Annotated in this window: 22 protein-coding genes and 1 pseudogene; 12 read left to right on the top strand and 11 right to left on the bottom strand. The window is 68.2% G+C overall.

Annotated elements, in window-relative coordinates:
• Positions 1 to 12 precede the first annotated feature (12 nt).
• From HLA91_RS11875 to HLA91_RS11885, 3 genes are all read right to left on the bottom strand, one after another.
• Positions 13 to 675, bottom strand: a complete 663-nt coding sequence (locus tag HLA91_RS11875; protein WP_170274845.1) for a response regulator transcription factor — start codon at positions 673 to 675, stop codon at positions 13 to 15.
• Positions 666 to 2,243: a sensor histidine kinase gene (locus HLA91_RS11880; RefSeq protein WP_170274846.1), complete on the bottom strand. Its 1,578-nt coding sequence runs from the start codon at positions 2,241 to 2,243 to the stop codon at positions 666 to 668. Before HLA91_RS11880 ends, HLA91_RS11875 begins: the two co-directional genes overlap by 10 nt.
• 111 nt (positions 2,244 to 2,354) lie before the next feature.
• Positions 2,355 to 3,320 carry a CPBP family glutamic-type intramembrane protease gene (locus HLA91_RS11885; RefSeq protein ID WP_170274847.1) on the bottom strand — a complete coding sequence of 322 codons (966 nt, stop codon included), beginning with the start codon at positions 3,318 to 3,320 and terminating at the stop codon, positions 2,355 to 2,357.
• A 129-nt stretch (positions 3,321 to 3,449) separates the two neighbouring features.
• On the opposite strand from HLA91_RS11885, the gene HLA91_RS11890 reads away from it, so the two are divergent.
• A complete protein-coding gene (locus HLA91_RS11890) occupies positions 3,450 to 4,061 on the top strand; it encodes a hypothetical protein (protein WP_257995020.1) in 612 nt (203 codons plus the stop codon).
• 135 nt (positions 4,062 to 4,196) lie between these two features.
• Here HLA91_RS11890 and HLA91_RS11895 read toward each other — a convergent pair whose 3' ends face one another.
• From HLA91_RS11895 to HLA91_RS11910, 4 genes are all read right to left on the bottom strand, one after another.
• Positions 4,197 to 5,615, bottom strand: coding sequence for a sodium/glutamate symporter (locus HLA91_RS11895; protein ID WP_170274848.1), 1,419 nt, complete (start codon positions 5,613 to 5,615; stop codon positions 4,197 to 4,199).
• Positions 5,616 to 5,925: 310 nt separating this feature from the next.
• Positions 5,926 to 6,687: an SDR family NAD(P)-dependent oxidoreductase gene (locus tag HLA91_RS11900; RefSeq protein WP_102160812.1), complete on the bottom strand. Its 762-nt coding sequence runs from the start codon at positions 6,685 to 6,687 to the stop codon at positions 5,926 to 5,928.
• A gap of 146 nt (positions 6,688 to 6,833) precedes the next feature.
• On the bottom strand, positions 6,834 to 7,592 hold the full coding sequence (locus HLA91_RS11905; RefSeq protein ID WP_170274849.1) for a histidine phosphatase family protein: 759 nt from the start codon (positions 7,590 to 7,592) through the stop codon (positions 6,834 to 6,836).
• Positions 7,589 to 8,647: a phosphotransferase gene (locus HLA91_RS11910; protein WP_170274850.1), complete on the bottom strand. Its 1,059-nt coding sequence runs from the start codon at positions 8,645 to 8,647 to the stop codon at positions 7,589 to 7,591. The genes HLA91_RS11905 and HLA91_RS11910 overlap by 4 nt, the downstream gene beginning before the upstream one ends.
• A 271-nt stretch (positions 8,648 to 8,918) precedes the next feature.
• Here HLA91_RS11910 and HLA91_RS11915 point away from each other — a divergent pair, with 271 nt between their 5' ends.
• From HLA91_RS11915 to HLA91_RS11950, 8 genes are all read left to right on the top strand, one after another.
• Positions 8,919 to 9,581 (top strand): TetR-type transcription factor C-terminal domain-containing protein, encoded by a 663-nt coding sequence (locus HLA91_RS11915; RefSeq protein WP_170274851.1) that lies wholly within the window; start codon positions 8,919 to 8,921, stop codon positions 9,579 to 9,581.
• A gap of 122 nt (positions 9,582 to 9,703) precedes the next feature.
• Complete coding sequence (gene scpC, locus HLA91_RS11920) at positions 9,704 to 11,209, top strand: succinyl-CoA:acetate CoA-transferase ScpC (protein ID WP_170274852.1); 1,506 nt, start codon at positions 9,704 to 9,706, stop codon at positions 11,207 to 11,209.
• A 329-nt stretch (positions 11,210 to 11,538) separates the two neighbouring features.
• Entirely contained in the window at positions 11,539 to 12,147 is a 609-nt protein-coding gene (locus HLA91_RS13945) for a TM2 domain-containing protein (RefSeq protein WP_239557114.1), read from the top strand.
• Between the two features lie 133 nt (positions 12,148 to 12,280).
• Entirely contained in the window at positions 12,281 to 12,607 is a 327-nt protein-coding gene (locus HLA91_RS11930) for a rhodanese-like domain-containing protein (RefSeq protein ID WP_170274853.1), read from the top strand.
• A 163-nt stretch (positions 12,608 to 12,770) separates the two neighbouring features.
• Entirely contained in the window at positions 12,771 to 14,420 is a 1,650-nt protein-coding gene (gene pgm / locus HLA91_RS11935) for a phosphoglucomutase (alpha-D-glucose-1,6-bisphosphate-dependent) (protein WP_170274854.1), read from the top strand.
• A gap of 75 nt (positions 14,421 to 14,495) precedes the next feature.
• Positions 14,496 to 14,633 carry a hypothetical protein gene (locus HLA91_RS11940; RefSeq protein ID WP_170274855.1) on the top strand — a complete coding sequence of 46 codons (138 nt, stop codon included), beginning with the start codon at positions 14,496 to 14,498 and terminating at the stop codon, positions 14,631 to 14,633.
• Between the two features lie 105 nt (positions 14,634 to 14,738).
• Entirely contained in the window at positions 14,739 to 16,001 is a 1,263-nt protein-coding gene (locus HLA91_RS11945; RefSeq protein ID WP_170274856.1) for an MFS transporter, read from the top strand.
• A gap of 400 nt (positions 16,002 to 16,401) precedes the next feature.
• Positions 16,402 to 17,550 carry an FAD-dependent monooxygenase gene (locus HLA91_RS11950; RefSeq protein ID WP_170274857.1) on the top strand — a complete coding sequence of 383 codons (1,149 nt, stop codon included), beginning with the start codon at positions 16,402 to 16,404 and terminating at the stop codon, positions 17,548 to 17,550.
• Between the two features lie 161 nt (positions 17,551 to 17,711).
• Here HLA91_RS11950 and HLA91_RS11955 read toward each other — a convergent pair whose 3' ends face one another.
• Together HLA91_RS11955 and HLA91_RS11960 are read right to left on the bottom strand one after the other, a co-directional pair.
• Positions 17,712 to 18,383, bottom strand: coding sequence for a copper resistance CopC family protein (locus HLA91_RS11955; RefSeq protein ID WP_239557113.1), 672 nt, complete (start codon positions 18,381 to 18,383; stop codon positions 17,712 to 17,714).
• A gap of 100 nt (positions 18,384 to 18,483) precedes the next feature.
• The gene (locus HLA91_RS11960) at positions 18,484 to 19,047 is read right to left on the bottom strand and encodes a low molecular weight protein-tyrosine-phosphatase (protein ID WP_239557112.1); all 564 of its coding nucleotides are present in this window, start codon (positions 19,045 to 19,047) and stop codon (positions 18,484 to 18,486) included.
• A gap of 96 nt (positions 19,048 to 19,143) precedes the next feature.
• On the opposite strand from HLA91_RS11960, the gene HLA91_RS11965 reads away from it, so the two are divergent.
• The 3 genes and pseudogenes from HLA91_RS11965 to HLA91_RS14220 form a co-directional block, all read left to right on the top strand.
• The gene (locus tag HLA91_RS11965; RefSeq protein ID WP_170274859.1) at positions 19,144 to 19,659 is read left to right on the top strand and encodes a mycothiol transferase; all 516 of its coding nucleotides are present in this window, start codon (positions 19,144 to 19,146) and stop codon (positions 19,657 to 19,659) included.
• A gap of 76 nt (positions 19,660 to 19,735) precedes the next feature.
• Complete coding sequence (locus HLA91_RS11970; RefSeq protein ID WP_170274860.1) at positions 19,736 to 21,694, top strand: M13 family metallopeptidase; 1,959 nt, start codon at positions 19,736 to 19,738, stop codon at positions 21,692 to 21,694.
• Positions 21,695 to 21,903: 209 nt separating this feature from the next.
• Positions 21,904 to 22,173: pseudogene (locus tag HLA91_RS14220) on the top strand (DUF4440 domain-containing protein); the annotation flags it as partial.
• A gap of 217 nt (positions 22,174 to 22,390) precedes the next feature.
• Here the strand turns inward: HLA91_RS14220 and HLA91_RS14225 are convergent.
• Entirely contained in the window at positions 22,391 to 23,893 is a 1,503-nt protein-coding gene (locus HLA91_RS14225) for a DUF1684 domain-containing protein (protein WP_338076794.1), read from the bottom strand.
• 74 nt (positions 23,894 to 23,967) lie between these two features.
• Complete coding sequence (locus tag HLA91_RS11980) at positions 23,968 to 25,374, bottom strand: MFS transporter (RefSeq protein ID WP_170274862.1); 1,407 nt, start codon at positions 25,372 to 25,374, stop codon at positions 23,968 to 23,970.
• Positions 25,375 to 25,384 lie beyond the last annotated feature (10 nt).

Genomic DNA, 25,384 nt, shown 5'->3' on the forward strand with positions numbered 1-25,384 from the left:
GGCGGGTACCTCCTAGGCCCCGAGGAACCGCAGCACGGCAAGGACGCGGCGGTTCTCTGATGTGTCGGCCATGAGACCGAATTTCGTGAAGATCGAGCTGATGTGCTTCTCGACAGCACCAGCGCTGAGGTAGAGACTGCCGGCGATCGCGGAGTTCGACTTGCCCTCGGCCATGAGCTGGAGGACCTCGCGCTCCCGGGCGGTCAGATCGGACAGGCCGTCCTGCTTGCGGGTGCGCACGAGGATCTGGCTGACGACCTCGGGGTCGAGCACGGTGCCTCCGCCGGCGACTTCGGTGACGGCTGCGAGGAAGTCCTCGACATCGGCCACGCGGTCCTTGAGCAGGTAACCGAAGCCGCCGGAGTTGTCGGCGATGAGGTCGCGGGCGTAGCGCTCCTCGACGTACTGGGAGAGGACGATGACGCCGACCTCGGGGTTCTGCGAGCGCACGAGCACCGCGGCCCGGATGCCCTCGTCGGTGAAGGTCGGCGGCATCCGCACGTCGACGATCGCCAGATCCGGTGGCCCGTCAGGCGACTGGGCGGCGGTGTTGATCGCAGCGAGGAACTCGTTGGCGTCTCCGACGGCTGCCACGATCTCGTGTCCGGCGTCGGTCAGCAGCCTGACGAGGCCCTCCCGCAGCAGCACGGCGTCTTCGGCGATGATTATGCGCATGGCACCTCCACTACCAGGGTTGTCGGGCCGCCGACCGGGCTGGTCAGGGCCCATGTGCCGCGGGCTGCGGTCACACGGTCAGCCAACCCGGCCAGCCCCGAGCCGACCACTGGGTCGACGCGTGCGCCGCCGCGGCCGTTGTCGCTGACGCTGATGTGCAGCCGGCCGTCGCGCACATAGATCCTGACGTGGGCCTCGGCCTCGGCTTCGCTGCTCACCTTCGTTAGCGGCACCGAGCCGGTGACACCGGCGAGCTGAGCGGCGGAGTGGTCGAGGAGATCGACGGTGACGCGGACTGGAACGGCACAGCGGGCGGCCAGGGCCGAGACGGCGGCGTCGAGGCCGCGGTCGCTGAGCACAGCCGGGTGGATGCCGCGGGCGAGCTGGCGCAGCTCGGTGATCGCCGCCTTCGACTCGGCGTGGGCTTCGGTCAGCAGCGCCTTGGCCGCCTCGGGGTCGGTGTCCATCTTGGCCTTGGCCATCCCGAGTTTCATCGAGGTCGCCACGAGCATCGGCTGCACGCCGTCGTGGAGGTCGCGTTCGATGCGCAGCCGCTCACTCGTCGCAGCGTCGACGGCACCGGCACGGGCGCGGTCGAGGGTCTTGACCTCAGCGCGCAGCGCCTCGGTGCGGGTCGCAGGCAGCAGGGCGCGGTCGAGGGCGCGGTCCGGGTACGGGCTCAGCAGCAGGATGAGGACGGTGGAGACGAAGGCGGCCAGGGCGATGAGGCCGCTGCCGAGGCGGGAGAAGTCGCCCAGCTGTCCGGGGAGGAACTCGGGGTTGAGCGCCGCGGCAAGCAGCCCGGCGAAGGTCAGGCCGAGAGCGGCGAGCCCGCAGACGAAGCCGCCGTAGATGACCTTGATGTAGTGGTGGGCGGTTGAGCGCCAGAAGCTGGGGGACTTGAACACCAGCCACTGGTTATGCATGAACCGGCTGAAGCCCGGCGCATAGGCTGACTCGGGTGTCGGGGCTGAGGCGATGCCGTCGCCGTAGATCGCCTCAGCGCGGAAGCGTTCGGCGCGGTTGATCCCGCGCTGCAGCAGGAACCACAGGAACAGACCGATGAGTCCGAGCCCGAGTGCGAACAGGCCGCTGAGACCGACGAAGAGCACGGTAATCGGCAGCCACAGCCACGCGACTGCCAGCACGCCGGAGACGATGACGTTGGCGATGCCGAAGAAGCCGGGATGGCCTTTGCGCCACTTTCTCTCGGTCAGTTGGGCAACCGCCGGCTGCCAGGCCGGGCTTTCTGCCGCGCCGGGGACCGGCGCCGGAGGTGCAGGCGGAGTGCCGCCTGTGCCTGCTGCGGTGTCCGTGCCCGAGGCGGTGGCCGCCTCGGTCTCGTCAGCGCGGTCGACCTGGGCGGCTGAGTCGGCCTGGGCGGCTGCGCCGGCCTGGGCGGCTGCGTCGGCCGGGTGGTTCTGGTCGTTCTCGTCGCCGGTCGGGATGACGGCGGTCGGGGCGGGGGTGGCGGGTTCCGGGGGTGTGCTCGGTGTGCCCTGCGGCAGGGGGATGGTCGGACGTGTGACGTCCTCGCGGGCCCCGTCTGGGCTGGGTGTGGTGTTCATAGCTTCACTGTATTTTCGCCGCGAGCATGCCGGACATGGAGCCAACCATCCACGTGAGTCGGGTTTTCCCTACTCGGTCTCCCCCACCTCGGGAACGGCCGGCCGGTCATGTCACATGCCGCCGGGACTGATGACCCGGCCGACGAGCGCGCCGGGCTGGGCGCGGGCGTGGTTGGGGTATTTGACGGCGTCGTGGTGGGTGACGACAAGGGTGGAGTAGATGACGACGATGAGGGTGGAGACGAGCAGCTGGACCATCGACCCGCCGTCGAGGCTGTTGGGCAGCAGCAGGTTGAAGGCGGCCAGGGAGTAGAACACGACGTTGCCGACGATGTGCAGGGCGATCGCGGCCTCCAGCCCGCCGGTCGCCCAGGTGACGAACCCGGCCCCGAGGGCGAAGATCGCGATGTCGACCTGGCTGACAAGCCCGTAGTTCTGCCCGAGGATGAGCAGCGGCAGCGGCAGCAGGATCGGCCATACCGGATGTGCCAGCCACGAGCCGATCATCTGCCCGAGGATGCCGCGGAAGACGAGCTCCTCGCCGGCGGCCTGCATCGGCACGAGCAGCAGGGTGATGACGATGAGGATGAAGCCGTTGTGATCCGGCCACCGGAAGTGATCGTGGGCGACCGGGTCGAAGATCATGAGCAGGGAGGTGATCGGCACCGTGATGAGCACGGCGAGCATGGTGCTGCGCCCGAACAGCCGCCACCGGAACCGGCCCTCGACTGAGTACAGGGTGCCCAGCGGCCGGCCGGAGACGTTCATCGCCAGCAGGCAGGCGGGAATGAGGGCGATGGTGACGAGCACGGTGAAGAACAGCGTGACCGGGCTGGCGATGAGCGGGACGCCCTCCCGGCGGATCGGGTCGAAGAGGTTCGGGGCGAAGTGGTCTGAGAGCAGCATCACCGGGGTGATGATGAGGCTGGAGAAGAGCAGGACGTACACCATCGTCAGCACCCCGACGAGCAGCGGACGCCACCAGCGGATGTGCGGATAGGTCTCGGCCATCCGGAAGTAGCGGAACACCGGCGCCTTGGCAGGATCGTAGTAGGGAGGCTGATGGATCTTGCGCATGCGGACCGTCGCATCTCCCTTCTGGCAGGTGGTCACTTGACACAGACACGGACAGCCGGCACCGAGGCGTGGCACGGCGAGTTCTAGGGTCGGACTCGTAGAGTTCCTCGTATGAATAGTAGACGTTCTGTGGACTCGCCCCGCCACCCTGCAGCCACAGGCTCCCGTCCTGCCGTCGAGGCGCCCCAGCCGCTGCGCTCGCCTGCCCGGACAATGGTGCTGTTCTGGCTGGCGGCAGTCTCCGGAGTCATCATGTGCGCGGCCTACCACTGGCTGCAGCTGAATTCCGGTGCCGCGCTCGGCCGGGCGATCCAGCCGGGCATCCCAAGCGTGCACCTCATCGTCGACGTCACCCTCGGCACGCTCGCTCTTGCGATGCTGCCGGCGGCCATCCAGCACGACCCGATGGAGCGTGAGGACTCCTATGTCGGCCCGCCCTCAGCACTTGTGGCCGGGCTGGTGATCCTGTGTGTGTGGATGGTCTCAGTGCTCGCCGCCCCAGCCGGTGCGGTGGTGCTCATCTCGATCGCCGCGCGCTTATCAGCGAACTGGACGATCCCGGCCTTCTGCGCCTCACTGCTGTCGATCATCGTCTTCCAGCTGGCCCTCGCCCAGGCCGATGCCTCCCCGCACTTCGCCCTCGGTGCCGTGCTGCTGACGGTGACCCTCATCGCGATGGGCAGCATCCGCGGTGTCGTGCTGCGCCGCCAGGAGCGCGCCGACCTGCAGCGCCAGTCATGATCGCCTCGGCGCGACTCGGCGGTCCGGCATGCCTCCAGTCCGTCCGACTCGAAAGTTAGAAAAGCTATTCATGGTCAGTGGGCATCTGACCATGAATAGCTTTTCCAGCTTTACGACTTATGGCCTGCCGGAAAGTCAGCCGGTGGGTTTGTTCGGCAGCCCGCTGGCGTGCGAGCCGCCTGCCGATTCCTCGGCCTCGGCCTCCTCACCCTCGTCGTCCTCATCGCCGTTCTTCGTCCAGCCGAGGATGAAGGCCAGGACGAACACGGCGATACCTCCGAGGGTGACGACGATCGCGTAGGGCCAGGTGAACCCGGCGATGATGAGCAGCGGGGCCGCGATCGTCATGCCGATCTCGAACGGCGAGTAGCCGACGTAGGCGACGCCGAACTCCTCGAGCGTCTTCGACTTCATCTTCGGGTCGACGATCTTGAGCAGCGCGATCGCGGTGGCGACCGAGGCGGTCGACCAGCCCCAGCCGAAGATGCCGCGCTCGATCCACTGCTCACCGAACATCGCCGGGCTGACGAAGCGGAAGATGATGAAGCAGTACACGAATCCGAAGACCATGAGGATGATGAGCGGGATCGCGTAGTCGGCGACGATCGCCGGGACGATCGAGGCGACACCGAAGGCGACGAGGAAGTCGGTTGCCGAACCGGAGACGGCTGAGACGGTGTCCTGGTCGACGTACTTCTTGCCGTTGGTGATCTCCAGGATCCCGCGGCCGGCCATGCCGACGACGAAGGCGAGCGCGAACAGCGGGATGCTCACCTCGGGGAACAGCGCAGCCACGCCCTGCTGCAGGCCGTAGGCGCCGATGGTCGTCATGCCGACGACGGCGACGTGCAGAGCGAGCGGTTCGAGTGAGGACGGCGAGGAGGTCGCGTGTCCGATGGCCGGGCGCTGGCCGATGATCGAGATGAGGCCGGTGCGCAGCTCCTCGGGCAGTTCAGAGGTGTCGCCGATCTGCGCGGTCCGACCGGTCTCGGCACCCCACTTGGCCATGATGATGCCGCCGATGATCGCCACGAGTGTGCCGATCGTCGCCGAGGTGAAGCCGAGCGTCATCGCTGCTTCCTGGCCGCTGTCCTCCAGGCTGCCGCCGATCGCGGCAGCGGTGCCGAAGCCGCCGACCCAGCCGACAGGCAGCATGAGGCCGAACCAGTCGGGAGTGTCGAAGAGGAAGGACAGGACGATGAGCCCGAAGAGCACCGCAGCACCCCACTGCATGACGTACATCCCCGTGGAGAAGGACCACATGGCCCGAGCGCCTTTGAGCACGCGGCCGGAGAACTCCATGCTGTAGGGCATCGCACCGAAGACCACTGCGATGAGGATCGTCGAATAGGTGCCGAGCTGGTCGCTGAAGGGCAGCCAGCCGAGCACGGCAGGGCCGAAGATGAGGCCGAGGATGCCGGCGGTGATCGATGACGGGATGAGGAGGCTCTGCACCGGACGGGTACGGGTGTAGGCGCGGATGAGCTTGCCGATGAGCAGCAGCGCTGAGATGAGGCCGATGTCCACAAGCAGTGTGTAGGGGGTGTACTCCATCAGGGTCCTCCTGGTCGTGTGCGTCGCCGCCGGCGCGATGCGCTCTCGGCCCGGGTGCCGGGAACCCCGGCCCACCACGATCCAGCCCACCAGGAGGGCTGAGTGTTCCCTGTGAACACCCTATCGTGCGGGCCTGCCAATAGATAGCCCTTCCGGGTCTCGGTCGCCTCTGTCATGGGCGCAAGTGCCCTTGTGCGCATGCGGACTGCCCGCGTACGCGTCAGGCGCCGGCCGACCGTGTGGTCGACCGGCGCCTGTGCTGCGGGCTGTCACGTCCCCGCGGGGACGTCTCCGCGTCAGGTGGTGCGGATCATTTCGGTGCCATGCGGATGGCGCCGTCGAGGCGGATGGTCTCGCCGTTGAGCATCGGATTGGCCACGATCGACTCGACGAGCTGGGCGTACTCGGCCGGCTGGCCGAGGCGGGCCGGGTGCGGGATCGAAGCGGCCAGCGAGTCCTGGGCGGCCTGCGGCAGGCCGGCCATCATCGGGGTCATGAAGATGCCCGGGGCGATCGTGACGACGCGGATGAGCGAGCTGGCAAGCTCACGGGCCATCGGCAGGGTCACGGCGTGCACGCCGCCCTTGGAGGCGGAGTAGGCGATCTGGCCGATCTGGCCGTCGAAGGCCGCGACCGAGGCGGTGTTGATGATGACACCGCGCTCCTCACCGTCGGCCTCCTGCTGCTGCATGGCGGCAGCGGCGAGCCGGCAGACGTTGACGGTGCCGACGAGGTTGATGTTGATGACCTTGGCGAAGTCGTCGAGGCCCAGCGGGCCGCGCTTGCTCACGAGCTTGCCGGGGGTGGCGACGCCGGCGCAGTTGACGACGACCCGCAGGTTGCCCAGCGAGGTGGCCAGGTCGACGGCCTTCTGGACGTCGTCTTCGCTGGTGACGTCGGCTGCGACGAAGTGGGCCTTGTCGCCGAGCTCGGCGGCGGCGGCTTCACCGGCTTCGGCGTTGAGGTCGAGCAGGACGACGGTGGCACCAGCATTCAGCAGGCGTTCGGCGGTCGCACGGCCGAGACCGGAGACACCTCCGGTGACGAGGGCGACGGCGTTGTTGAGTTCCATTGCGGTGTGATTCCTTTCACTCACGGGGCACGCTGAGCACTATACCGACCACCTGCCTGCGTTCCCTCCGGCGGTCCCGGCCAGGCCCCGAACCGGTCCCGGCCCGGTCCCAGCGATGATCCTTACCGCGCCCGAGGCGGTGGTGATCAGAAGGTCAGCAGGTCGCGGTCTTCGAGGTGGCCGAGTTCGTTTCCGGTGAGCATGACCGCCCGGTCGGCGGCGAAGCGCACCCGGGTGATCCCGGCATGGGCGGGTCGGAAGAGGAAGTCGGCCTCCAGCCCGTACTCCTCGGCGAGAAAGGCGTTGATGACCCCGCCGTGGCAGGCGATGGCGATTGCCTGCGGGTGCGGGACCGGTTCACCATTCTGCTCAGCCGCCGCGCGGGCCTGTGCCGCAGTGCCCGGTTCGGGCAGGTGCCGGCTGGCCAGCTCCCAGATCGCGGTGTGCACGCGGGTGCGGAAGGCCTGCGAGCCTTCGCCCAGCGGCAGGGCATCCCACTTGCGGGTGCGCACCATCGTCTCCGCCGCCTCGGCCGCGGCCTGGGCTCCGACGGCCTGTTCGAAGCTGAGGTGGGCGGGCACCTGCTGGAAGATCCCCACCTCGGCCAGCCGCTCATCGACCCCGACGCCGAGGCGGTGGCGGGCGGCGATCGCGGCGGCCGTGTCATGGGCGCGGGCGAGCTGAGAGGCGTAGACCGCGGTGATCGGGTGAGCGGCCAGGGCGTCGGCGGCGGCCTCGGCCTGGGCGCGGCCGGTATCTGACAGCGGCGGGTCGTAGGAGGCGGCCTCCGGGGCGTCGGGGCCGGGCCGGGTCTGCTGGCCGTGGCGGATGAGGAACACGTCGAGGCAGTCGGTGCCGCGGGTCAGCAGGGCGGCGCCGAGGGTGCGGCCGAGGAAGCTGCTCATCGGCTGCCGGTGATGAGGTCGAGTCCGGCGAGGGCGAGCTCTTCGACACCGTGGCCAGCCTGTTCGGGGTCGAAGCCGGTGTCGCCCATCTGGCCTTTGAGGATGCGGGTGTAGACGCCTTCGGAGATGCAGGCGAGCTTCCACAGTGCGAAGCCGGCGTAGTAGTCGACGTGGGCGGCCTCCCGGGCGGCGGATTCCTCGTAGCGGGCGATGAGCTCGGACTTCTCCGGGAAGCCCTCGGCGACACTCGGCACCCAGATGTGGGTGAGCTTCGGATCCGAGTACAGCATCGCGACGAGGTAGCCGAGGTCGGTGACGACCTCGCCGATGGCCGAGAGCTCCCAGTCGACTATCGCGGCGATCTCGCCGGCAGGGGTGAAGATCGCGTTGTTGGGTTTGAAGTCGCCGTGGACGAGGCCGACGGCGGCCTGGGAGTCATCGGGCATGCGGGCGACGAGTTCGGCGTGGACCTCGCGGATGGCCGGCAGGTCGCGAGTGGTGATCGCCTCGTACTGGCCCAGCCAGCGGCGCAGCTGGCGTTCGACGAAGCCGCCGGGCCGGCGCAAGTCGCCCAAGCCGACGGCATCGATGTCCACGCGGTGGATGGCCGCGAGTGAGTCGACGAGGTTGAAGGCGGTCTGCCGGCGCTGGTCAGCAGGGATGCGACCGAGGTCGTCGGGGGTGTTGAGGGGGAAGCCGGCGCAGTGGTCCATGAAGACGAAGGGGACTTCGAGGACGTTCTCATCGTCGACGATGTCGAGGACGTTGACAACCGGCACGTCGGTGTCCTTCAGCGCCGCCATGATGCGGCCTTCGCGGGCGACGTTGTGGGCGCTGCCGCCGGTGTGGCCCAGCGGCGGACGGCGCAGCACCCAGCGGGGCTCACCGTCATGCCGGACCGTGTAGGTGAGGTTCGACCGGCCGACCGACATGACCTCATAGCTGAGCCTGCCGGGGTCGGCACCGTGGTGTTCGGCGATCCATGCACCGACCCGCTCGGCGTCGATGCCTGCCGGGACTGAGCTGTGCTCCGGCTGCTGCTCCTTGTCGACCACCCTAAACCTCCTTGTGAACAAACGTTCGTCTACATTCAAAATATGGAGGCCGGGCGGCCGCTGTCAAGAGGACCACCCGCACGCAGGCACCCGCCGGCGACCGGCACCTCGGGCACGGCGGCCGGCCACCGCCTCGGGCACGGATGAAGAAATTGAGCGATTGCTCGATAGAATGCCCGCTAGACTGAAAGCGGGCCACGACGAGGTGCGCCGCCCCGGCTGCCGCCTGCGCCGCCTGGCCCCCGCGAATCGAGACACGTCAGGAGCCAGCATGCGATCGTCCAACGGCAGGTCCGTCATCCTCACCGCCGCCCGCAACACCTTTGCCAAGAAGGGCTTCGACGGCGCCTCGATCCGCGACATCGCCCAAGAGGCGGACCTGAGCCTGTCGGCACTGTACTACTACTTCCCCTCGAAGCAGGATGCCCTCTTCGAGCTCATCCGCTCGGCGTTTGCCGGCTACATCGAAACCGCCACCCGTGTCATCGCCGACGCCGGGGACCACCCGATCGACCAGACCGCAGCTGTCGTCCGGCTGCTCGTGCGCTACCGGGCGCACAACCAGCTCATCTCCCGGGTCGTCGTCCGCGATGCCGAACGCCTGGATGCGGAGAAGTTCGAGGTCATCCACGAACAGCAGCGCGCCTCCCGTGCAGTGCTCAACGACCGGATCGCCGCCGGCGTGACGGCCGGGGTATTCGACGTCGATGACGCTGAGCTGGCCGGCCGGGCGGTGCTCTCGATCTGCAATTCGATCGCACTGTGGTACCGCGCGGACGGGCCGATCAGCGTGGCCGAACTGGAGCGGACGTATCTGCAGTACTGCCTGCGGCTGCTCGGCCACTCCCCCGATGACACCGAGCTCGACCGGCTCATGGACCAGCCGCTGGCGGTTGCCGAGGAGCTCGATTTCATCGCCCAGCCCGCCGACTGAACCGGCCGCCCGCGGGCCTGCGGAGCGTCGGCCCAGACGGACGCCCGGGCCGCTTTCCCTGCGTTAGGACATTCAGGCTGACCTGAGTGAAACGTATCTGCTGGCGGGTAGATAATGGGTACATGTCCCGTATCACATGCCCCATTCTGGCCCAGCGGGTGACGAGCGCTGACGAGGCCGCGACCCACATCAGCAACGGCGACAACGTCGCCATGAGCGGCTTCACCGGCTCCGGCTATCCCAAAGCCGTCCCCGGTGCACTCGCCGAGCAGATCGCGAAAGCGCACGCCGCCGGCGACGAGTTCAGCATCGGGTTGCTCACCGGCGCCTCGACCGCACATGAGCTCGACGGAGTGCTCGCCGAGTCCAAGGGCGTGCATCTGCGGGCGCCGTTCAACACGGATCCGGACATGCGCGCAGGCATCAATTCCGGAGAGGTCGAATACGTCGACACCCACCTGAGCCACCTGGCCCAGCAGGTGTGGTTCGGCTTCTACGGCAACCTCGATGTTGCCGTTGTCGAGGTCGCGGCGGCGCTGCCCAACGGGCTGCTCGTGCCGTCCTCTTCGGTCGGAAATGACAAGACCTGGCTCGACCTGGCCGACAAGGTCATCATCGAAGTCAACTCCTGGCACCCGCGGGCCTTCGAAGGCTTCCACGACGTCTACTACGGCACCAAGCTGCCCCCGCACCGCAACCCGATCCAGATCCTGGAGCCCACCCAGCGCATCGGCGATCCGTACCTGCGCGTCGACCCGGACAAGGTCGTCGCCGTCGTCGAGACCAATGCTCCGGACCGCGACAACACCTTCGCCCCGGTCGATGCGAAGTCCGAGGCAATGGCCGGGTACCTCATCGACTTCCTGCGCCACGAGGTCAAGGCTGGGCGGATGCCGAAGAATCTGCTGCCGCTCCAGTCCGGTGTCGGCAACGTCGCCAACGCCGTGCTCGAAGGCCTGGCCGACTCCGAGTTCGAGCAACTCCACTCCTACACCGAGGTGATGCAGGACAACCTGCTCAAACTCATCGACACCGGGAAGATGGATTCGGTTTCGGCGACCGCATTCAGCCTCTCGCGCGAGGTAGCTGAGAAGTTCAACGCCAACGCTGAGTCGTACAAGGGCAAGATCCTGCTGCGCACCCAGGAGATGTCGAACCATCCGGAGATCATCCGCCGGCTTGGGGTCATCGCGATCAACGGGATGGTCGAAGCCGACATCTACGGCAACGTCAACTCCACCCATGTGCTCGGCGCGAAGATGATCAACGGCATCGGCGGCTCCGGCGACTTCGCCCGCAACGCCTTCCTCAACTTCTTCGTCTCACCCTCGACCGCCAAGGACGGGGCGATCTCGTCGATTGTGCCGATGGCCTCGCATGTCGATCACACCGAGCACGACGTCCACGTCGTCATCACCGAGAACGGCATCGCCGATCTGCGCGGGGCCGCCCCGCGCCGGCGTGCGAAGAGGATCATCGACAACTGCGCCCACCCGGACTACCGCGAGCGCCTGCACGACTACCTCGACCGCGCCTGGGCCGCCTCCGAGGGGGCCCGCCACACCCCGCACCTGCTCGATGAGGCGCTGAGCTGGCACCGAAGTCTGCGCGACACCGGCCGCATGTGAGGCGACCGGTGCCTCGGGAGCGGTGACCGGCGCCTCGGGAGCGGTTGTGCCAGTCTCGACACACAGCCGGGCAGCGGCGTGGAATCGGCTCACGGCTCGGTTACGATCGAAGCGACAATGAGCCGCCCGGCTCAACCCCGCCGATTTCGCAGGGAGGGACCATGAGTCACGATCAGCCGATGCGCGACGGGCATCGCCCGCCGCCGCCGATCGTCGGCGTGCAGGTGCCCTCCAGCGGGGTCAGCACTCCGCCGCATCCTGGTTTCAGCGCGGCAACCCCACCGCACCATGGGGGCCGTGTCCCCAGCGCACCAACAGGAGGACCATCCATGACCGATACCCCATCCCAGCCCGGCGGCTCACCGCAGCCGCACGGCCAGCCTGCCGGCAGCCAGCCCGGCGGCTCCCACTCCGCCCAGCCCGGCTACGGCTCTCAGCCCAGCGCACAGCCGCAGGCCGGCTACGGCTCCCAGCCCGGCGGACAGCCCGGTTACGGATCGCAGCCCGGCGGCCCGGTCGCTCAGCAGCCCGGCCAGGGCCCCAGCTCCGGTTACGGCGCCCAGACCTATGGCAGCCCGCAGCCCGGCGCCGGCTACGGCGGCACCCCGCAGAAGTCCTACATCCTCACGTGGGTCTTCGCCCAGTTCCTCGGCAGCTGGGGCATCGACCACTTCTACCTCGGCAAGATCGGCACCGGTGTGGCCAAACTCCTGACCGCCGGCGGCCTGGGCATCTGGTCGATCATCGACGTCTTCCTCACGATCTTCGGCAAGCGCACCGACTCCGAAGGCCGTCCGCTCGAAGGCTACGAGGAGCACCGGAAGATCACGATGATCATCTCGATCATCCTCATCGTGCTCGGTGTGCTGTCGTCGATCGTCTGGATCATCATCGTCATCGCCACAGCGGCATCCTCGCCGGCGGTGTACAACGGCTGATCACCCGGCTGCGGTGAGTCCTCGCCGCAGCCACCGGATCGCGTGAGCGGCCGGGACGGGCACTGTGCTCGTCCCGGCCGCTGCGCGATTCGCCCCCTGTCGGCTTGTGGGTGCGGCGATTAGAATGACCGGCATGAGTATTCCAAGCTGCAGCATCACCGAGATCCCCGAGGGTGCCAACATCCTCGATGTCCGCGAAGACGATGAGTTCGCCGCAGGCCATATCGACGGCGCCCAGCACATCAGGCTCTCCGACCTGCCGGTGCGCTACGGCGAGGTGCCGATGGACGAGGACGTCTACGTCATCTGCCGCTCCGGCGGGCGCTCGCGCACCGCGACCGAGTGGCTGAACAAGAACGGCTTCGACGCCATCAACGTCAACGGCGGCATGGGTGCCTGGCACCTCGACAACGGCCGTCCGATCGTCGGCGACACCGACGCAGAACCGCACGTCAAGTGACCACCCGCGGCGGCAAGCCGACTTGCCGCCCAACCACCGCCTCGGGCGCGGCGTTCTCACCAGCTGGGACGCCGCGCCCGCGCTGTCTCGGCCAGCTGGCCGCATGGCGAGATGATTCAGCTTTCGACTACGTTTCGGCGCGCGGCTCTGAGAAAGTGTGTCTATGAATGTTCGTGCAGGAGAACCCGCAGCTGAGTCGGATCTGGTCTCGATCCCCGATCTGCTCGATGACTACCACGACATCGTCCCTGATCCGAGTGATCCCGCCCAGCGGGTGAGCTTCGGGACGTCGGGGCATCGGGGCAGTTCGAGTGCCGGGTCGTTCAACGAAGCGCACATCACCGCGATCACGGCCGCGATCGTCGAGTACCGTCGGGAGCAGGGCTACACCGGTCCGCTCTACCTGGCCCGGGACACCCATGCGCTGTCGGAGCCGGCGCTGCTGACGACCTTGGAGGTGCTCTCGGCCGCCGAGGTGCCGACGATGATCGATGAGCGCGACGGCTACACCCCCACCCCGGTGCTCTCGCACGCGATCCTCAAGCACAACGCCTCGCGCGGCAGCGCGCAGGGCCTGGCCGACGGCATCGTCATCACGCCTTCGCACAACCCACCCTCGGACGGCGGCTTCAAGTACAACCCGCCGCACGGCGGGCCGGCCGGCTCATCGGTGACCACCTGGATCGAGAACCGGGCGAACGAACTGCTCGAAGCCGGCTGGGAGAAGATCCCCCGGCAGGCGTTCCAGCGGGCCTTCCACCTCGATGAGACGATGAACTTCGACTTCACCTCCAGCTATGTCGACGACCTGGAGAAGGTCATCGACATCGCTGCGATCCGCGGCTCCGGGCTGCACATCGGTGCCGACCCGATGGGCGGAGCGGCCGCGGACTACTGGCCGATCATTGCCGAGCGCCTCGACCTCAACATCGACGTCGTCAACGCCGAGGTCGACCCGACGTGGTCGTTCATGACGCTGGACTGGGACGGCAAGATCCGGATGGACTGCTCCTCGCCGCACGCGATGGCCTCACTCATCGCCAACCGGAACCGGTTCGACATCGCCACCGGCAATGACGCCGACGCCGACCGGCACGGCATCGTGACCCCGGATGCCGGACTCATGAACCCCAACCACTACCTCGCCGCCGCCGTCGACTACCTCTTCACCCACCGGCCGGACTGGCCGAAGGACACGAAGATCGGCAAGACCGCGGTGACCAGCGGCATCATCGACCGGATCGCCGCTGCCCGCGGCCGGGAGCTGTATGAGGTGCCGGTGGGCTTTAAGTACTTCGTGTCCGGACTGCTCGACGGCAGTGTGGGCTTCGGCGGAGAGGAGTCGGCAGGCGCCTCGTTCCTCGCCTTCGACGGCAGCGCCTGGACGACCGACAAGGACGGGATGCTGCTGTGTCTGCTGGCTGCTGAGATGACCGCGGTGACCGGCAAGACGCCCTCGCAGCTGTATGCCGGGCTGGCCGCCGAGCACGGTGAGAGCGCCTACGCCCGCATCGACGCTGCGGCCACCCGCGAGCAGAAGGCCGCGCTCAAGCAGCTCAGCCCCGCGCAGGTCAGTGCCGATACGCTCGCCGGTGAGCCGATCACCGCCAAGCTCACCGAGGCTCCCGGTGATGGCGAGGCACTCGGCGGGCTCAAGGTGACAACCGAGAGCGCCTGGTTCGCCGCGCGCCCCTCAGGCACCGAGAATGTCTACAAGATCTACGCCGAGTCGTTCAAGGGCGCCGAGCACCTCGCCGAGGTCCAGGCTGAGGCGAAGGCTGTCGTCGACGGGGTCATCGGATCACAGCCCTGAGATCGCCCACGCACAGCGCAGACGTCCGCCTTGTCTGCAGCACTGACCGTGATAGCTGTACCGGACGGTGAATGTGTGCGCGGATGGGTCACGTGCGACTCTCAGACCGAACTCTGGGACGAAGATCTCGTCGACGACCGGCCCGTCGGAGCAGTCAGCCTCGGCTTCATGCTCACACTGCAGGAAGGACTGCTCGCCGCACTCGGATACTGAGGCGCCCGCTCCCGCGCATCCACCGCCTCGGGACCGGTGCCGCGGTGACCAATCACACCACGGAATCGAGCCTGCCGGCAGGCGGGTGCGGGATAGACTGTCCTGATGTTCCGCAACTATCAGGAGATCTTCTCCCTGCCCGGAGCATTGAAGTTCTCGCTGGCGGGACTCATCGCGCGCTTCCCCATCGCCATCCTCGGACTCGGCATCGTCCTCTTCATCCAGGGTGTGCTCGGATCGTACGCGCTCGCCGGTCTGGTCGCAGCGGTCTTCATGCTCGTCCAGGCAGTCTCGAACCCGATCATCGCCCGCCTCGTCGACGCCCACGGCCAGGCGCGCATCATGCTGCCCGTCGTCGTCATCCACGTCATCGGGCTCATCATGCTGCTCATCGCCGTCTACCAGAGCTGGTGGATGGGCCTCGTCTTCGTCTTCGCCGGCATCTCCGGCGCGACGGTCGGCTCGCTCGGCTCGCTCGTGCGCGCCCGCTGGAACGCGATCGTGACCAGCCGCAAACAGCTCGACACCGCCTTCAGCTGGGAATCGGTGGCCGACGAGATGCTCTTCGTCACCGGCCCGATGATCGTCACGTTCCTCGCGACCATCATCTACCCGGCCGCCGGCATCATCGCCTCGCTGCTCACGACGATCTTCGGCTCAGCGCTGTTCTACAGCCAGAAGTCCACCGAACCGGTCCCGCAGCCCCGCCAGCGCGGTGCGGCGAAGGGCAGGGTGCTGTCCAATCTCGGCATCTTCATGGTCATCGTCGCCCATGCCGTGCTCGGCGTGAACTTCGGCGCCCTCGACATCATCGCCGTGGCCTTCGCAGAGGAATCCGGGCACAAGCCGATGGCCGGCGTGCTCGTGAGCGCCATGGCGCTCGGCTCGCTGCTGGCCGGCATCCTCTACGGCGTGCGCACCTGGAAGTCCCCCGTCCAGCACCGCCTGGCGATCGCACTGACATGCCTGGCCGCGCTCACCTGGCCGATGCTGCTGGCAGGCTCGATGCTGACCTTCGGGCTCACGATCTTCGCCGTCGGCCTGGCGCTGGCTCCCTCGCTCATCGCCGCTGCCTCCGTCATCCAGGAGCTCGCCCCGCCGCACCGGCTGACCGAGGCGCTGGCCTGGATCGGCACAGCGCTCGGCTTCGGCGTCTCGATCGGATCGGCGGTCTCCGGCGTCATCATCGACACCCTCGGCGCACGCAACGCCCTCATCCTCCCGGCCGTCTGCGCGACCCTGGCCGCAGTCCTCGCGATCGCGTTCAACCGGCAGATGGATCCGGCCACGCGCAGCCATGCCGCGCGCCAGAACCGCACGGTCATCAACACCATCACCGACGACGATGCGGCTTCCGCTCAGAGCTGAAAACGCAGGTGCGGGCCCTTGCCGGTTCGACGTTCAATGATTGGCATAAATGATTACTGGACAGTTATAGTAGATCAGCCGTGGTGGCCAGGCTGAAAGAGTGCGTGGCTGCCATGGCATTTCACTTTCCGCCAGCGCATGGCGCTGGCCTGGTGACGATGACCGCTCCCGAGGCGGTGGCCGGGTCGCCGAGCTCGGGGAACTGGGACGGCGGAGTCCAGCCGATTCGCATTACCTTTCAGTAACTGGCGCCGGGCGGGTAGCGTATCAGCATGCGCCCTCTGCCGGTCCGCGCCCGCGCCCGCGCCGCCTGCTCACAGGCATGCCGCATCGACTCCCGCCCCCGCTGCCTTCGTCCTGCCGGATCCGCCGCCCGGGACCTGTCTGGGCTGATCTCGCCATGAAGGTCGCCGTCGTCGGGTCTGGGATCGGCGGACTGGCCGCCGCGATCGGACTGCAGCGTGCCGGCGCCGAGGTGACGGTCGTCGAACAGTCCGCCGGCCTGCGTCCGCATGGATCGGGCCTGTCGATCTTCGGCAATGGGCTGCGCGCCCTCGATGCGCTCGGCCTCGGTGCGGACTTCCGGGCGATCAGCACCGCGCAGGCTGCCGAGCTGACCGGCGGGCAGCGTCGCCCCGACGGCAGCTGGGTGAGTGTCTACCCGATGGATGCCGTCGCCCAGCTGCGCATCGTCGACCGCGCGGACCTGCATGCGATGCTCACCGCCGCGCTGGCACCGGGCACGGTTCGCTCCGGCGCCCCGGTCACCGGCTGCTCCCCCGACGGGACGCTCAGTGTTGCAGGCCGGGAGGATGAGCGCTTCGATGTCATCATCGGTGCCGACGGCCTGCGCAGCACCGTGCGCACCGCCTGGCCTGCCGATCCCGGCATCCGCTACGCCGGATATGGGTCCTGGCGCGGGATCACGCAGCAGCCCGTTGAGCTGCACGGCGAGGCCGGTGAGACCTGGGGTGTGGACACGCGCTTCGGGCTCGCCCCGCTCGGTGATGGCCGCGTGTACTGGTTCGGCGTCATCGACGCCCCGGCCGGCCGGCGGTTTTCGGCAGACCGTCAGGCGGTCGCTGCGGTCTTCGCCGACTGGCACGCTCCGATCCCCGAACTCATCGCCGCCACGAACCCTGCCGCCATCAGCTACCTGCCGATCGAGGAGCTCGCCGGACGACTGCCGTCCTTTGTGCGCGGCCGGATCGTCCTCCTCGGCGATGCCGCCCACGCGATGACACCCAACCTCGGGCAGGGCGGCAACCAGGCTCTCGAAGACGCCGCAACACTCACCCGGCTGCTCGCCCCGCTCACCGCAGCCAACGCGCACGACACCGGCCGGCTCATCGTCGCCCTCGACCGCTATGACGCGCTGCGCCGCCCGCGCACTCAGCAGGTCGCCGCCCGTTCGCGGCTGGTCGGCCAGATCGCCCACCGCCCCGGCCCACAGCTGAGCCGACTGCGCGATCGGCTCATGCACCTCATACCCGCATCCGTCCTGCGCCGGCAGCTGGACGCACTGCAGGACTGGCAGACCCCAGCCTGACGCGCACCGTCCCCACGCGACCCCCGCCTCGGGCACGGCCCCGCAGAGCCGACCTGCACCTCGGGCACGGCCCCGCATGACCGGCCTCTCGAGAACGGATCCCCGGCCGAGGCGGGTGCGGGCGCACCCCTCGACCGGGGATCCGATGCCAGGTCAGGCGATCAGCTGCGCGGGGCAGGACCCTTCGGGTCGTCGCCTTCGGTGCCGGGCAGGCCCTGGCGCTTGCGCATGAGCAGCAGCACCACGAGGGCGAGGACAGCCAGGCCGCCGATGCCGAGCAGGATCATCATCGGCATGGACATGCCGCCGGCCTCATCGCTGGTGAGCTCGCCGCGGTCCTGGGACTCACGGTCCGGGGCGTCGACGGCTGAGCCGCCGAGTCCAGCGGATTCCTCACCGGCACCGGCGCCCTCGGTGGCCTCACCGGACTGGGCCTCGCCGCCGCCGGAGCCGTCGTCCTTGAGGGTGAAGTCGAAGGAGCCGCTGATGGGGTGGCCGTCTTCGGAGACGACGCGCCAGTTGACGGTGTACGCACCGGGCTTGAGGTCATCGGGCAGCGCCGACTTCAGGGTGCGGTTCTCGATGGTGATCTCACCGGCGGAGACGTCGGTTCCGTCGTGCATCACCTTGATCTCAGCGCCGACCTGCTGCAGCTGGCCGGAGAACTCCATCTCCAGCCAGTCCGGCTGCTCGTCGAGTTCCTCACCATGCTCCGGGTTCGAGCTGACGAGGCGGTCGTGGGCGCTGGCGGGGGCTGACCAGAGCAGCGTGAAGCCCAGGGCCACAGCCGCGACGATCGCCAGCAGGGAAGTCGAGAAGGTGCGGATATTCAAAGGGATACTCCAATCAGGGCGGACTCGCGCCCTCATTATCCACCATCGACCTGGCCGCTGCCTGCATATGGGGGCGGGGTCCATTACGACTTGGCTACGATCAGCGGCGTGATGCGACGGCCTCGCGGATGCCCGGAAGGGCGGCGGTGATCATGTCGAAGGTCTCGTAGAACCCGTCCTGGTCGCCGTACCACGGGTCGAAGACGTCGAGGTCGTCGCCGGTCCGGCCGGCGCAGGCCGGGTCATAGGACCTGAGCATCCGCACCTCGGGGCGATTCGCCTCGGGCACGGATTCCAGCAGCCGTTCGGTGGCCTGCCGGTGGCGTTCGGTCATGACGATCGCGATGTCGCGGGAGGCCAGCCAGTCGGCGGTGAGCTGGCGGGCGGCGTGACCTGCAGTGTCGTATCCGCGCTCGCTCAGCACGCGGGCGGCCCGCGGGTCGATCGGGTTGCCGTGCTCCTCGTCGCTGATCCCAGCTGAGTCGATGTGCAGCGGCAGATCGGACAGCTCGGCGGCTGCGATCCGCTCGGCCATCGCCGAGCGGCAGATATTGCCGGTGCACACGAACACGATGCTCACCTCACCGGTCTGGCTGCCCTGGCCGCCCTGGCTGTCCTGCGTGCTGTCTGCCTGTGCGCTCATGGATCCTCCCGTCTCGGTCATCGCCTCCACTCTAGCGACCTGTCCCCTGCCGGTTGTCCGCCCCGGCGCATAGACTCGGAAGCACTGGTGCCTGCCCCTGTGTCGTAGGAGGATCCGATGGATGCCGTGTCCGTGCTCGCCGATATGCTCACCCGTCCCTTCGAGGTCTGCCGGCGGGTCCTCGCTGGGATCTGCACCGAGGACCTCAACGCCCACCTTGTGCCCGGCACGAACTCGACCGCCTGGCTGCTGTGGCACACCGGCCGCGAGGCCGACGTCCAGCTGGCGGCGCTGACGTCCGCGCCCGAGGTGTGGACCGAGCAGTCCTTCCACGCTCGCCTCGGGCTGCCGGCCGAGGGGTTCGGGTTCGGGCAGAGCGCTGACGAGGCCGCCGGAATCCGCATCGACGACCCGGAGGCGCTGGGCGAGTACCTGGCAGCTGTCGAGAACGAGATGGCCGCTTATCTGCGCGGGCTCGCGCCCGCTGACCTCGACGACGTCATCGACCGCTACGACGGCCAGCCGGTCACCCGCGGAGTGCGGCTCGTATCGATCATCGACGATGCCGCCCAGCACGCCGGGCAGGCGGCGTTCATCCGCGGCGCACGCGGCTGGGATGCCCCACGTCCATGAGCCAGCCGGCGCCTCGGGAGCGGGAAATCCAGTCCCAGCCGACCGCAACCGGGCGCGCAGGCGATAGGTTGGAACTATGACTGAGATCTCCCTGCCCCACGGCGACCCGGATGTCGCTGCATCACACGACCTCTTCCGCCATGTCAACGGCGCCTGGATCGACTCGTTCGAGATTCCCGACGACCGCGCCGGCGACGGAGCGATGCGCGAACTCTACGACGCCGCCGAGGAGAAGGTCCGCGACCTCATCACCGGGCTCGCCGACGCCTCTCCCGCTCCGGGCAGCGAAGAGGCGAAGATCGCCGACCTGTTCACGTCGTTCATGGACACCGAGCGGATCAACGAGCTCGGCGTGACCCCGCTTGCTGAAGGATTCGAGCGGGTCAAGGCCGCAGCCGATCACAGCGAGCTCGCCCGCCTCATGGGCGAACTCGACCGCGAGGGCTGCGGCGGACTGCTCGGCGGGTTCGTCAGCGCCGATGCCAAGGACTCCGACGTCTACGCGATGTACATCGTGCAGTCGGGCCTGCACCTGCCCGATGAGTCGTACTACCGCGGTGAGGACAACGCCGAGCTGCGTGAGAAGTTCCGCGCCCACATCGCCAAGATGTCGCAGCTGGCCGGGCTCCAGGAGCACACCGGGATGACCGGTGAGGAACTGGCCGAGAAGATCCTCGCCTTCGAGACCGCAGTCGCCGAACACCATTGGGACCGGGTCACCAGCCGTGATGCGGAGAAGACCTACAACCGGTTCACCGTGCCCGAGGTCGCCGACCTCGTGCGCGGCTTCGACCTCGACGCATGGCGGGCCGGAGCCGGCATCGAGCACGCCGACTACCTCATCGTCAGCCAGCCCTCCTTCCTCACCGGCGCCGGCCAGGTGTGGGCCGACACGCCCGTCGGGGTGCTGCGCGGGTGGATGATGTTCGCCCTGCTCAACGCCTCAGCCAGTGTGCTGGGCGATGAGATCGTCGAGGAGAACTTCGACTTCTTCGGCCGGACGCTCTCGGGCACCCCGCAGCTGCGCGAGCGCTGGAAGCGCGGCGTCAGCCTCGTGGAGGGGCTGCTCGGTGAGGCTGTCGGCAAGCTCTACGTCGCCCAGGAGTTCCCACCGGAGGCGAAGGAGGCGATCGGCGAACTGGTCGACAAGCTCATCCGCGCTTACGAGTCCTCGATCACGAGCCTCGACTGGATGGGTGAGGAGACGAAGGGGCGGGCGCTGACGAAGCTCTCGCAATTCACGCCGAAGGTCGGCTACCCGGATGTGTGGCGGGAGTACCCGGCCGAGATCCGCGCCGATGACCTGTTCGGCAACATCCGCCGTTCCGCCGAGGCTGAGCACGACCGGCACGTCGGGCGGATCGGTGAGGAGATCGACCGCAATGAGTGGCTCATGACTCCGCAGACGGTCAACGCCTACTACCACCCGGTGATGAACGAGATCGTCTTCCCTGCTGCGATCCTGCAGCCGCCGTTCTTCGACGTCGACGCCCCGGATGCCGTGAACTTCGGAGCGATCGGCGCGGTCATCGGCCACGAGATCGGCCACGGCTTCGACGACCAGGGCTCCCGCTACGACGGCACCGGCAACCTCGTCGACTGGTGGACCGCTGAAGACCGTCAGCGCTTCGAGGAGCGCACTCGCTCCCTCATCGACCAGTTCGATGTGCTCGTCCCGGCCGGGTTCGAGTCCAAGCACACTGTCAACGGTGCGCTGACGATCGGTGAGAACATCGGCGACGTCGGCGGGCTGTCGATCGCGTACAAGGCACTGACGATCGCCGCAGCCGACGAGGGCCGCGAGGTCACCACCGAGGAGAAGCAGCAGTTCTTCTACGCCTGGGCGAAGGCCTGGCGGATCAAGATGCGCAAGGAGGAGCGGCTGCGCCGGCTCAGCGTCGACCCGCACTCGCCCGAGGAGTTCCGCTGCAACCAGGTGGTCAAGAACATCGACGCCTTCGCCGAGGCCTTCGACGTCAGCGAGGGCGAACCGATGTACCTGCCGCCGGAGGAGCGCGTCCACATCTGGGTGTGAGCCTGTACCTGCGGCCGCGCCGTCGCGCCAGGCGGCCGCAGGCTGCGCGCCAGGCGGCCGCAGGCTGCGCGCCAGGCGGCCGCAGGCTGCTGACCTCGAACCCGACAGAACCCGGTCCGCGCATCGCGGGCCGGGTTCTGTCGCGTCATCGTTCTGTCGCGTCATCCGGCGGTAGGCTGGAACTCCGCGAAGCGAAGGAGCCCGCCGTCATGCTCAGCGAACTGCTCGAACTCGAGCACCAGGGATGGAAGTCCCTCTGCGAGAGCAATGGCGCGGACTTCTACGGACAGATCATGACCAGCGACGGCGTCATGGTCCTCGCCCACGGCCAGATCCTCGACCGGCAGGCGGTCGTCGACTCCCTGAACGATGCGCCGCCGTGGCGAACCTACGACATCACCGACGCAAGACTCCTCGCCCTCAACGACGATCACGCGATCCTCGTCTACACCGGCCGCGCCTACCGCGCGGAGGACGAGCCCAGCTTCATCGCGCTGATGTCCAGTGTCTACACCCGATGCGACGGCGCGTGGCGACTCGCGCTCTACCAGCAGACACCCGTTCCCGTACAGGAGTACAACCAGACCCCTGACGGCCTCTCAGGGTCTGGCCCTGCGATCCACTGCGATTCCACCAGTTGGTCAACCGCTGACGGCGGGGTCCGTCAGCACTGGCAGATGGTACTGGCAGGAGCTGTCACATGGTGGTGTGCAGGAGACGCGCGAAGCGCTCAGCCAGATCGCGCCAGGCGACCTCATGAGCGCCGAAGGTCCGCTGCGCCTCGCGGCGGGCCTCGTCACGGTCCGCGTCGCCGTTGAGCCCGGCTGGCAGCTCTTCGCCCTCGGCCCGGTCGATGACGATGTAGCCGACCCCGTCAGGGTCGAGGCGGGAGATGTTGTTGCGGAACAGCCGGTCCTCAGCGACGGTGTCGGTGACAGCCAGCGGGATCGGCCCAAGGCTGTCGGCGGTCTTCTCGAAGGTGATCCGCCCGGCTGTCAGCGAACCGTCAAGCGAGGCGGCGGCGAGCATCGTGGTGGCGGTGCCGACGGCGACGACCGGGATCCGGGCGGCCATCGCATCGGAGACCATCTCGACGATCTCGGTGATGCGCTCAGTGCGGACCTCGCTTGTGCATCCCCAGCAGAAGACGACGAGGGCGGCGAAGCCGGGCAGCGGCGGCAGCGGCTCGTCACGGTTGACGAGCGTGACATCGAGACCGAGTTCGGTCCACAGGTCGATAACCCCGCCGATCTCGATCTCCGGGGACAGGTCGATGAACAGCACCGGCGTGTTGATCCCGGACTCCGACAGCGTCTGTGTCGGCAGGCGCTCGCCTGCCTGCAGCTCGACCGGCAGCACGTTCTCCGGCACCGGCGCCGGGCAGGTGGCGTGCGGGATGAAGGCGAACGGGTAGTTGATCGTGCGATTGAAGTCGATGATGACATGACCCTGCGCGTCGGGCAGGCCAAGGTTGATGCGCCGCCACGTCGCGCTCGTGCGGCCGTTAGTGTAGTCGTGGAAGTTGATGTGCAGGCCCTTGTCCGGGCTGCCGGAGGTCTTGAGCACATACTCGACGTCGCACAGCGTGAACCGGACCTCGCCGGTCAGCTGTTCGTCGAGCTCCAGGCCCGGGCAGGCGGTGGCGATGCGGCGCGGCTCCGGTTCGGGATACGGGGTAAAGACACCGGAGACGATCCACTCCTGGCTCAGCGGGAAGGCGGGGATGTCGATGAAGCGCTGCAGCAGCGGAGCCTTCGAATCCCGCCGGCGGATCCCGTAGTTCCCGTCGCGGCGGATGAGCTCATAGGTGACGTGATCGACGACGAACCAGTTGAGCGACTCCCCGTCATCAAGCCTGGCCGACATCGACTCCGAGGAGTCGACCCGCACCTCGGCGGCGGGATGGGAGGCCCGCGCTGGAATCGAATCATGAGCGGCGTCCCCGCCGGAGCGCTCACCGGCCGGACGGCTCATGACCTCGAGCGCGGCCTTGCTCGGACCGGCGGACACCCCGTCAGCCAAGGTGAAGTGCACCCAGTCGCCGTCAACGGTGAAGGTGCCCGGCGCCTCGGGCCAGGTGACCGGTTGAGACGACGTCAGCCACGTGAGTCCAGTGACACTCAGCCACCCGAACGGGGTGGCGAGATCGGAGATGCGGGCGTCATGCCACGCCTGCCACTCGGCACTGTACTGTTCCACAGGGCTCCTCGAACTCGCATAGGGGGTGCGCGGTCAGCGGCCGTCAGCCGATCGGGCTGGCGACTAGTCCTATCCTAGGCGATCCGGGTGCTGCGGCGGCGGTGCTCGGATCGGTTTGCCAGCAGCTGCACACCGCCCAGACAGACGAGCAGCGCGGTGGCGACGGTGATCATGTGGAAGCCCTCCACGTAGCTGAACCGGTCGATGATGACGCCGGTGAGCGCTGAGGAGCCGGACTGGCCGACGACGACGCCGGTCGACATCATCGCCATGACGGTGGTGGTGCGGCCGAAGGGGGCGACGTCGGAGGCGATCGAGTACAGGGTCACGAGTGCCGGGCCGATGCCGCAGCCCATGATGACCAGCGGCAGCACCACGTCGAGCGGGTCGGAGACGAAGTGCATGACGATCGAGCCGGCCAGGGCAAGCGAGCCGAAGACGAGCCAGCGGGCGGTGAAGGTGAAGCGCTCGGGCAGCAGGACGACCGACAGTGCGAGGATCGCTGAGCCAACGCCCATGATGCCGTAGTAGATGCCAGCGGCATCGGCCTGGCCGAAACGCTCCATGAAATTGCTCAGGGAGGTGAGCGAGGCGCCGAAGAACACGCCGATGCTCGTCATGCCGAGCACCGGGACGAGGACGATGAGGCGGTAGATCTCGCGCACCGGGGCCGGGCGTGTCGGCTCGGCGGGTGCAGGCTGGGCGGCGGGTGCAGGCTGGGCGGTTTCGGGCAGCGGGCCGGCTGCGGCGCACGTCGGGGAGGCGCCTTCCGGCTGGGAGGCGCGTTCCAACTGGGGGGCGTCTTCCGGCTGGGAGGTGCCGGCCGCCTCGGGAGCGGAGGCCGCCTCGGGGGCAGACGCGGGCTGGCGGGCGTGGCCGGTGGTGAAGCGCACCGAGGGGTGGACGGCGAAGGCGAGGACACCGAGGCCGGTGAGCACGGCGGCGAAGTCGAGCGGGACGACGACGCCCAAGGCTACGGCGACGATGCCGACGATGACCGGGCCGAAGACGAAGACGAGCTCATCGGTCATCGACTCATACGACAGCACCTTCGAGGTGACCTTGCGGGCATCGGTGCCGGTGAGCGTGGCGCGGATGGCGTAGAGCCAGCGGGTGCGCACCATCGACGAGGCCTGCGGGCTGGTGAGGCCGATCGCCATGCCGGCGGCGAGCACAACCGGGGTGGTGACCTCCAGCCGGAGGGCGACGGCGAGGCCGAAGAGAGCGGCGGCGTTGGCGAGCGCGGTGATGATGAGGACGATGCGCTGGCCCCAGCGGTCGGCAGCCGCGCCGATGAGCGGGCCGGAGATCGCAGTGCCGAGGCCGACGAGCGCGGCGGTCGAGCCGGCCAGGGTGTAGCTCTCGCGGGTGGCGGCGACGGCTGTGAGCACGGCGACGACCGACATCGCGAAGGGCAGCTTGGCGATGACGGAGATCGGGATGTAGGTCCAGCCGAACAGGCGCATGAGAACCGAGAGCACGATTGACTAC

The organism is Brevibacterium luteolum, from assembly GCF_013004595.1.
GTDB classification, from domain to species: domain Bacteria; phylum Actinomycetota; class Actinomycetes; order Actinomycetales; family Brevibacteriaceae; genus Brevibacterium; species Brevibacterium luteolum.